The organism is Pseudomonas sp. PNPG3 (assembly GCF_023093815.1).
GTDB classification, from domain to species: Bacteria; Pseudomonadota; Gammaproteobacteria; order Pseudomonadales; family Pseudomonadaceae; genus Aquipseudomonas; species Aquipseudomonas asiatica.
Genome location: NZ_JALLKV010000093.1, coordinates 1 through 9667 on the forward strand (window position 1 = coordinate 1; position 9667 = coordinate 9667).

Sequence of the window (9667 nt, forward strand, 5' to 3'; positions counted from 1 at the left end):
TATCGCCCTTAAGAGGTGTCCGGGATCATTAGGCCAGTTCAGCATGCCCGCGAAGAAGCCAACGCAGTTTCAGCAGGCATAAAAAAGGGCCGTCGAAACGGCCCGAATATCCCTGCTTTGGCTAAGAGCAATGCAACGAGGAATCCTTTAACGATTGGGCTGCGGGGTCAGCCGCAGATAGGGTTTGACCGCCCGGTAACCTTTGGGGAAACGCTGCTTGATCTCTTCCTCGTCCTTCAGCGAGGGCACGATTACCACGTCGTCACCGTCCTGCCAGTTACCTGGCGTGGCGACCTTGTGGTTGTCGGTCAGCTGCAGCGAGTCGATCACCCGCAAGATTTCGTTGAAGTTGCGCCCGGTACTGGCCGGGTAGGTAATGGTCAGGCGCACCTTCTTGTTCGGGTCGATGACAAACAGCGAGCGCACGGTCAGGGTGTCGCTGGCGTTCGGGTGGATCAGGTCGTACAGGTCGGACACCTTGCGGTCGGCGTCGGCAATGATCGGGAAGTTGACCACGGTGTTCTGGGTTTCGTTGATGTCATCGATCCAGCGGTGGTGCGAATCGACCGGGTCCACCGACAGGGCGATGGCCTTGACCCCACGTTTGGCGAAATCGTCCTTTAGCTTGGCGGTAAGGCCCAGCTCGGTGGTGCACACCGGGGTGAAGTCGGCTGGGTGAGAGAACAACACCCCCCAGCTGTTGCCCAGCCACTCGTGGAAGCGGATCTTGCCTTCGCTGGAATCCTGTTCGAAATCGGGGGCGATATCGCCGAGTTTTAGGCTCATGGGCTGCGGCTCCTGTGCTGGGTTCTGTACCGTGTGGGTTCAATGTGCCTGCATTCGATTAAAAATAAAAAGAATAAATACTGATTTGTTTATAACCAAAATACACATGAAATTGCAGACACAAAAAAGCCTCGCACTAGGCGAGGCTTCTTGTTCAGCTACGGCTTACAGGAAGTTGTAAGTGTAGTTCACGATGAAGCGAGTCTGGTCTTTGTCCCCGATGCTTTCGCCGCTACCACGGTAAACACCCTGACGCAGGCTGAAGCCCAGGCCTTTGAGAGTGCCTTGCTGCAGGGTGTAGTCGACGCGTGCGTCACGTTCCCATTCGTTGTAGCTGCCGTCGCCCGACTTGTTGCGGATGTCGTCACCACGCAGGTAGGCCACCGAAGCCTTCAGGCCTGGAACGCCCAGGGACGCGAAGTCATAGGAGTACTGACCGAAGGTGGTGTTCTCACCGGCACGAGCGAACTGGTTGATCATGCTGTCGGTGAACAGGTAGAAGCTCGAGCCGCCATTGCCTTCCAGCGACGAAGTGGAGCCGTCCTTGCGGACACTACCTTGGTTCAGCCAGACGAAACCACCATCGTCACCTACCTGCTGGTGACCGACCATCAGCGCATGGCCACCCAGGGTGTAGGTGAACATGGCGCTCCAGGTCTTGTTGTCGACCTCGCCTGTGTTCTTCGCGTAGCCACCGTTGTTGTCGAAGGCGTAACCGGTCTCGCCATTCTTGCCGTCGCTGCGGCTATCGAAGTAGCGCAGGTCGGTCTTGAACGACTGGTTGTCGGCGATCTTGAAGACGTGGGTAGCACCCAGGAAGTGCTGCTTGTAGAAGTCTTCCAGGTTCGAGTAGTAGTACTGCAGGGTCAGGTCGGGAGTGAGCTTGTAGTCACCACCGGCGAACTGGAACTTGTTGCTGTCGCGGAAGGCGCCAGAAACGGAAAGACCGGTACGGTTGCTCGAAGCACGACCCATGGCGTGGGTCAGTTGACCTGCGTTGAGGGTCAGGTTGTCGATTTCCTTCGACTGGAGGGTGCCACCCTCGAAGGTCTGCGGCAGCAGACGGCCGTCGTTGGAGACCAGGATCGGCAGCATAGGCGCCAGGGCGCTACCGTAGTGGACCTCGGTCTTGGAGAAGCGAGCCTTGGCGTTACCACCAATGCGTGCCCAGTCGTGAACTGCCGAACCATCGGAGTCGCTTGGGAAGAAGGTGTTGTTGGCATCTGGACGGCTACCACGGCCACCATCCAGGTGAATGCCCCACAAAGCCTGGACGTCGACACCAAAACCTACGGTGCCTTCGGTGAAACCAGACAGGTAGTCGAGCTTGAAGCCCTGACCGCTTTCTTTCTGGTCGATACCGCTTTCGCGGTTGTCATCGTTGAAGTACATGGTGCGCGAGCTGAGCGACAGCTTGCTGTCTTCAACGAAACCGGCAGCGCCTGCTTGTTGGGCGAGAACCCCCAGTGCCACGGCCAGGGCCAGGCTGGACTTGTACATGTTTTGCTCCTCTACGTTCTAATTCTTGTGTATCTCTGGTGGCGGGATCTGCTGCCCCGCTCACCGTGGATTGGCGATTTAGTCCCAAAGGGTGACCGTAAAGTCAATCGTTTCTAAACGTTTCGCGACTTTGGTCTAAGACGCCAGCTGCGCTACAGGATAATGACAATCCTATAAATCCAAAATGACCGTTTTATGAATTGGTAAGATTTTTAAGGAATATGTTAGGAATTGTTACTGCTATTCGTTAGAAGCAGCCCACTCATCATAACCAATGGTTATTTGCAAACGTTTGCTCATAACCTAATTCCGTATCGTTCTATCGGGACAAAAAAGCCTAGCAGCACTCTCGGATTTCATCATTGAGCGAAATCACAGCGTTTCCCTGTTAACGCGTCTCAAACCATTGGCTCCTAAGCTAATGCAAAAAAGTTATTTATTTTACATTTCTTAGATCAATTAGCCTTCTCGTCATCCACCACACCGATTGCCTGACGAGAGGTTCACCATGATCCCGCACGCCCCGCTGCGCCTGTTCGCCGCCCTGACCCTCGCCAGCGCCAGCTGGTTGGCCCAGGCTGCTGACCTGACCGTGGCCTACCAGACCACCGTCGACCCGGCCAAGGTGGCGCAGGTCGATGGCGATTACGAAAAAGCCAGCAAGGCCAGCATCGACTGGCGCAAATTCGATAACGGCGCCGACGTGATCACCGCCGTAGCCAGCGGCGATGTGCAGATCGGCTACCTGGGCTCCAGCCCGCTGGCCGCCGCAGCCTCCCGCAAGCTGCCGGTCGAGACCTTCCTGATCGCCACGCAGATTGGCGCCGGTGAAGCACTGGTCGCCCGCGACAGCATCAAGACTCCGCAAGACCTGGTCGGCAAGAAAGTCGCCGTGCCTTTCGTCTCCACTGGCCACTACAGCCTGCTGGCCGCGCTGAAGAGCTGGAACATCGACCCGGCCAAGGTGCAGATCCTCAACCTGGCGCCACCGGCAATCATTGCCGCCTGGAAGCGCGGCGACATCGATGCCACCTACGTCTGGGACCCGGCCCTGGGTGTGGCCAAGGAAAACGGCAAGGTGCTGATCACCTCCGGCGAGCTGGCCGAGAAAGGCGCACCGACCTTCGACGCATGGATCGTGCGCAAGGACTTCGCCGCCAAGCACCCCGACGTGGTCAAGGCCTTCGCCAAGGTCACCCTCGACGCCTACGCCGACTACCGCAAGAACCCGCAAGCCTGGCTGGCGAACCCCGACAACGTGAGCAAGCTGGCCAAACTTTCGGGCGCCAAGCCTGCCGACATCCCGGTGCTGCTGCAGGGCAACGTGTACCCACTTGCCGTCGACCAGGCCAATGCACTGGGTGCATCGACCACCCAGGCGCTGACCGACACGGCCACCTTCCTCAAGCAGCAAGGCAAGGTCGACGCGGTGCTGCCGGACTACTCGCCCTACGTCAGCGCCAAGTACCTCCCCAACTAAGCCTGTAGAAACCGACCGGAGCCTGCCATGGCCTTGCTCGAACTGGAGCGCATCAGCGCACAGTACCCCGGTGCCGAAACCCCGGTACTGGCCGACATCAACCTGAGCCTGGGGCCGCGCCAACTGCTGGTGGCCCTGGGTCCTTCCGGCAGTGGCAAGACCTCGCTGCTCAACCTCATCGCAGGCTTCGTCGCCCCCAGCGGCGGGCGCATCACCCTGGACGGCGTGCCCGTCCAGGGCCCCGGCGCCGAGCGCGGCGTAGTGTTCCAGGACGATGCGCTGCTGCCCTGGCAGAACGTGCTGGGCAACGTCGCATTCGGCCTGGAACTGGCCGGCGTGCCACGCGCCGAGCGTGAGGCCAAGGCCCGCGAAATGCTGGCCCTGGTCGACCTCGACGGCTTTGGCGAACGGCGTATCTGGCAATTGTCCGGTGGCCAGAAGCAGCGTGTTGGCCTGGCCCGGGCGTTGGCAGCCGATCCACGAGTGTTGCTGATGGACGAACCGTTCGGCGCACTTGATGCCTTCACCCGCGAGCAGATGCAGGAGTTGTTGCTGCAGGTATGGCAACGCACCGCCAAGCCGGTGTTCCTGATTACCCACGACATCGAAGAAGCCGTGTTCCTCGCCAGTGAACTGGTACTGCTGGCGCCCAACCCGGGGCGCGTGGTGGAGCGCCTGCAACTGGACTTCGCCCAGCGCTACGCAGCGGGTGAATCGGCGCGGGCCATCAAGTCCGACCCGGCTTTTATCGAAACCCGCGAGCACGTACTTGCGCGGGTGTTCTCTCAACGCCAAAGCCTGCAGGAGCGCGCATGAGCAGCCTGGACCTGCCGGTCACCGGCAAGCGCAATACCCAACCCCGGCCAGCCACCAAGCTGCGCCGCCCCCTGCCCACCCGCTGGATCAGCACTCTGACCCTGGCCAGCCTGCTGTTGGCCTGGTGGCTGGTGACCGCGGTCGGCTGGATCGAGCCGCTATTCCTGCCCTCGCCCGCCGACATCCTGGCCAAGGCCGGGACCCTGCTGACCCAAGGCTATATGGATGCCAGCCTGTGGCAGCACCTGGGTGCCAGCCTGGGGCGCATCGGCGTGGCCCTCCTTGCCGCCACCCTCACCGCCATCCCGGTGGGTATCGCCATCGGCTACAACCGCGTGGCCCGCGGCATTCTCGACCCGCTGATCGAGTTCTACCGGCCGATCCCGCCGCTGGCCTACCTGCCGCTCATCGTCATCTGGTGCGGCATCGGCGAGCTGTCCAAGGTGCTGCTGATCTATCTGGCAATCTTCGCCCCCATCGCCATTGCCACCGCTACCGGCGTGCGCACTGTCGACCCGGCCAAACTGCGTGCAGCGCAGTCACTGGGCGCGACCAAGGCCCAGCTGATCCGCCACGTGATCCTGCCCAGCGCCCTGCCCGACATCCTCACCGGCATCCGCATTGGCCTGGGGGTTGGCTGGTCGACCCTGGTGGCCGCCGAGCTGATCGCCGCCACCAGCGGCCTGGGCTTCATGGTGCAGTCGGCGGCGCAGTTCCTGGTTACCGATGTGGTGGTGCTGGGGATTTTGCTGATCGCCCTGATCGCCTTCGCACTGGAAATGAGCCTGCGTGCCCTGCAACGCAAACTGGTGCCTTGGCACGGGCAGAACCACTGAATCCTGTTGACCACGCCAGCAGCCTGGCGCCTGATTGAAGAGACCGACATGAGCCTGACCATCACCCCCCTCAGCCCGGCGCTCGGCGCCCAGATCAGCGGCGTGGACATCAGCCGCGATATCACCGTCGAAGAACGAGACGCCATCGAGCAGGCACTGCTGCAGCACCAGGTGCTGTTCTTCCGCGACCAGCCGATCAACCCGCAGCAGCAGGCGCGGTTTGCCGCCCGCTTCGGCGACCTGCACATCCACCCTATCTACCCCAACGTGCCGGAAACCCCGCAGGTGCTTATCCTCGACACGGCGGTGACCGATGTGCGCGACAACGCCGTGTGGCACACCGATGTGACCTTCCTGCCGACCCCGGCCCTGGGCGCGGTACTCAGCGCCAAGCAGTTGCCGGCCTACGGCGGCGACACCCTTTGGGCCAGCGGCATCGCTGCCTTCGAAGCCTTGTCGGCGCCGCTGCGCGAGATGCTCGACGGGCTGACAGCCACCCATGACTTCACCAAGTCGTTCCCGCTGGAGCGCTTTGGTACCACGCCGGAAGACCTGGCGCGCTGGGAAGCAACCCGGCGGAACAACCCGCCGCTGTCGCACCCGGTGGTGCGCACGCATCCGGTGAGCGGGCGCAAGGCGCTGTTCGTCAATGAGGGGTTCACCACGCGCATCAATGAGCTGGGCGAACTGGAAAGCGAGGCACTGTTGAAACTGCTGTTCGCCCATGCGACGCGGCCGGAGTTCAGCATTCGCTGGCGGTGGCAGGAGAATGACGTGGCGTTCTGGGACAACCGCGTGACCCAGCATTTTGCGGTGGATGACTACCGGCCGAACCGGCGGGTGATGCATCGGGCGACCATCCTCGGGGATGCGCCCTTCTGATAGAGATGCATCAGCAGTGCCGGCCTCTTCGCGGGTAAACCCGCTCCCACAGGTACCGCACCGGTATTGAAGCCAGTGTTATACCTGTGGGAGCGGGTTTACCCGCGAAGAGGCCGGTACAGGTTATTACCTGACCAGATGCAGAAACTGCATGTGCCTTTCGTACTGGTCGAGGATGTCGTTGATGATCTGCTCCTTGCTGTAGCCCACCAGGTCATAGTTCTGGCTGCCTTCGCTCAGGTGCACCTCCGCCCGGTAGTAACGGCGGTTCTTCAACTCCTGGGTACCCAGCCCAGCCAGGGCGAACGATGGCGTGAAATAGCCACGCATCTGCACCTGGTAAATGAACGGCTGCTCCTCGCCATGGCCAATCTTCAGGCTGACGTTGTCGTGGCTCGGGTCGTCCTGGGTAATCAGCACCAGGCCCTTCTGCTCGAACACTTCACGCACATCGGCAATTGCCGGGCGCACCACGTCGTCCATGAAGCGGTACACCTCATCACGCGACGGGAAGTGCACCGCCTGGCTCAGGCGCTGGCGCCAGCCGCCACGGCCGCGGCGTGACTGGGCGAACGGGGCCAGCGAATGCATCTGCGCGATCTGCCGTTGCGACTCCAGGTAGAACGCCTTGTGCAGCCCCCACATCATGCACAGCAGGATCAGCGAGAACGGCAATGAGGTCAGCACCACCGCCGACTTCAGCGAGTCGATGCTTCCGGCGAACAGCAGCGCGCTGGTGATCAGCGCGGTCATCGCCCCCCAGAAGATACGCAGCCAGTTCGGCCCATCCTCGTCCGCATCACCGCCCTTGGCCGACAAGGTCGACAGCACCACGGTGCCCGAATCGGCCGAGGTGACGAAGAACACAAAGCTGATGAACACCGTCACGGCGATCACCGTCTTGCTCCAGGGGTAGGTCTCCAGCAGCAGGTACAGGCTCATCGACGGGTTATCCAGCGCCGACTGGCCCAACGCTGTCATGCCGTGGTTGATGACTTGGTCCAGGGCACTGTTGCCGAAGATCGACATCCACGCCAAGGTGAAGCCCAGCGGAATCAATAGCACGCCAAAGACGAACTCGCGAATGGTGCGGCCACGGGAGATGCGGGCGATGAACAGGCCCACGAACGGCGCCCAGGCAATCCACCAGGCCCAGTAGAACACCGTCCAACCGCCCAGCCAGTCGCGGTTCTCGCCGTAGGCATAAACGTCGAAGCTCTTGCGCGGCAAGGCACCCAGGTAATCGCCGAGGTTCTGGATCAGCGTGTTGAACAGGTGCTGGGTAGGCCCGGCGAACAATACGAACAGCAGCAGCGCGCAGGCCAGGAACAGGTTGATGTCGCTCATCACCCGCACCCCCTTCTCCACCCCGGCCACGGCCACGGCCACCGCCGCGCCCATCATCAGGGTGATGAGCAGTACCTGCACCCACTGGCTGTGATCGATGCCGAACAGGTAGTCGAGGCCGGCGTTCAGGTGCAGCACGCCAAAACCCATATCGGCACCCAGGCCGAACACCGTTGCGATGATGCCGAAGCCGTCCACTGCATAACCGATCGGCCCGTTGATGCGCTTGCCGATCAGCGGGTACAACGCCGATCGCAAGGCCAGCGGCAGGTTGTGCCGATAGGCGAAGTAGGCCAGGGCCATGCCGACGAAGGCGAACACCCCCCAGCCATGCAGGCCCCAGTGCAGAAACAGGATCTGCATCGCCTGACGCCCGGCCTCGGCCGTGCCCGCTTCGCCCTGGGGCGGCTGCAGCATGTGGGTCAGGGGTTCGGACACGCAGAAGAAGAACAAGGTGATGCTGATGCCGGCGGCGAACAGCATGCCGGCCCACGACAGGTAGCTGAACTCGGGTTCGTCGTGGTCGGCACCGAGCTTGATCTTGCCGTAGCCGGACAAGGCGGTGACCACCACGAAGACCAGATACAGCGTCATCGCCAGCATGTAGTACCAGCCGACCGTGTTGGCCGCCCAGTTCTGCGCCGCCAGCAACCAGTCGCCTGCTGCTTGCGGATAGGAAATGACCACGAGGCCGAAGATGAGGATGAAACTTGCCGCGAAATAGAACACCGGGGGGTTCATGCGGATCTTGCCATTGGCAAGGGAAGGGGTCGGTGCACTCATTGGGGGCGCACCTCGTCGAATGACGTAAGGCTCGGAATGAACGGGTTCAGCAAAGGAATCCTCCTGTTGAACACCGGCAGCGGACCAGCGTTTTTTCATTGAACAAGCGTTCAAGTTAAACATGGATCGGATTTCAATGCGAATTGGGGCGCTGATTGGTGCCCTCATGTTCCGGCCCTTTCGCGGGTAAACCCGCTCCTACAGGTACTGCACAAGATGCAGAATCTGTGGGAACGGGTTTACCCGCGAAGTGGCCGGTACAGGCCAATGAAATGCCAGATCAGTTCTTGTCCTGGCAATCCAGCTGCAGGTTGGCCTGGGTAATGTTGCTTTCGGCCGGCACACTGCGGGTCAGCCACACATTACCGCCAATGGTCGAGCCTTTGCCGATGGTGATCCGCCCCAGCACCGTGGCCCCCGCATAGATCACCACATCGTCCTCGACGATCGGGTGGCGTGGCAGGCCCTTGTGCAGGGTGCCCGATTCATCGCTGGGGAAGCGCTTGGCGCCCAGGGTCACCGCCTGGTAGATGCGCACACGCTCGCCGATGATCGCGGTTTCGCCGATCACCACGCCGGTACCGTGGTCGATGAAGAAGCTCGGGCCGATCTGCGCCCCGGGGTGAATATCGATCCCAGTGGCCGAATGCGCCAGCTCCGAGCTGATCCGCGCCAGCAGCGGCAGGCCGGCCTGGTACAGATGGTGCGCCAGGCGATGGTGGATGATCGCCAGGATGCCCGGGTAGCACAGCAGCACTTCATCGACACTGCGCGCAGCCGGGTCGCCGTGATAGGCGGCCAGCACGTCTGTGTCCAGCAGCACGCGCAGCCCCGGCAGGGCGGCGGCGAATCCCTGCACCAGGCTCAGCGCATGGGCATCGACGCCGGCCAGTTCGCCCTTGCGTTGTCGTGCGGCGTAGCGCAGCTCCAGGCGGGCCTGGGCCAGCAAGGCGGTCAGGGCGGCATCCAGCGTATGGCCGACGTAGAAGTCTTCGCTTTCTTCGCGCAGGTCGACCGGGCCAAGGCGCATGGGGAACAGTGCGCCGCACAGTTGCTCCAGGATGTGCCGCATCGCTTCGCGCGAAGGCAGCTCACGCCCGCCCTGCTCGCCGCTGCTGCGGCCATTGCGGGTGCGCCATTGTTCACGGGCGCCGCGCAGGCCGGTGACGATGCTCTGCAACTGCCAGTGCCCGGATGAAGGTTGTTCGCTCACGGTTTTCTCCTGCCTGAAGAGGCC

The 9667-nt window shown here is 61.8% G+C and carries 8 protein-coding genes; 4 read left to right on the plus strand and 4 right to left on the minus strand.

Annotated features, from left to right (window positions below; translation table 11 throughout):
- Positions 1 to 147: 147 nt before the first annotated feature.
- A complete protein-coding gene (locus MJ643_RS29530; RefSeq protein WP_013970445.1) occupies positions 148 to 786 on the minus strand; it encodes a peroxiredoxin in 639 nt (212 codons plus the stop codon).
- Positions 787 to 951: 165 nt separating this feature from the next.
- On the minus strand, positions 952 to 2286 hold the full coding sequence (locus MJ643_RS29535; RefSeq protein WP_013970444.1) for an OprD family porin: 1335 nt from the start codon (positions 2284 to 2286) through the stop codon (positions 952 to 954).
- A gap of 508 nt (positions 2287 to 2794) precedes the next feature.
- Here MJ643_RS29535 and tauA point away from each other — a divergent pair.
- The 4 genes from tauA to tauD are packed head-to-tail and all read left to right on the plus strand — an operon-like array spanning position 2795 to position 6300.
- Positions 2795 to 3766: a taurine ABC transporter substrate-binding protein gene (tauA, locus tag MJ643_RS29540; RefSeq protein ID WP_013970443.1), complete on the plus strand. Its 972-nt coding sequence runs from the start codon at positions 2795 to 2797 to the stop codon at positions 3764 to 3766.
- A 27-nt stretch (positions 3767 to 3793) separates the two neighbouring features.
- Positions 3794 to 4582: a taurine ABC transporter ATP-binding subunit gene (gene tauB, locus MJ643_RS29545; protein ID WP_013970442.1), complete on the plus strand. Its 789-nt coding sequence runs from the start codon at positions 3794 to 3796 to the stop codon at positions 4580 to 4582.
- A complete protein-coding gene (tauC, locus tag MJ643_RS29550) occupies positions 4579 to 5418 on the plus strand; it encodes a taurine ABC transporter permease TauC (protein ID WP_013970441.1) in 840 nt (279 codons plus the stop codon). The genes tauB and tauC overlap by 4 nt, the downstream gene beginning before the upstream one ends.
- Before the next feature lie 48 nt (positions 5419 to 5466).
- Complete coding sequence (gene tauD, locus MJ643_RS29555; protein ID WP_015268590.1) at positions 5467 to 6300, plus strand: taurine dioxygenase; 834 nt, start codon at positions 5467 to 5469, stop codon at positions 6298 to 6300.
- Between the two features lie 126 nt (positions 6301 to 6426).
- On the opposite strand, the gene betT is transcribed toward tauD, so the two are convergent.
- On the minus strand, positions 6427 to 8388 hold the full coding sequence (betT, locus tag MJ643_RS29560) for a choline transporter BetT (protein ID WP_164842874.1): 1962 nt from the start codon (positions 8386 to 8388) through the stop codon (positions 6427 to 6429).
- A gap of 322 nt (positions 8389 to 8710) precedes the next feature.
- Positions 8711 to 9643, minus strand: a complete 933-nt coding sequence (epsC, locus tag MJ643_RS29565) for a serine O-acetyltransferase EpsC (RefSeq protein ID WP_013970438.1) — start codon at positions 9641 to 9643, stop codon at positions 8711 to 8713.
- Between the last annotated feature and the right edge of the window lie 24 nt (positions 9644 to 9667).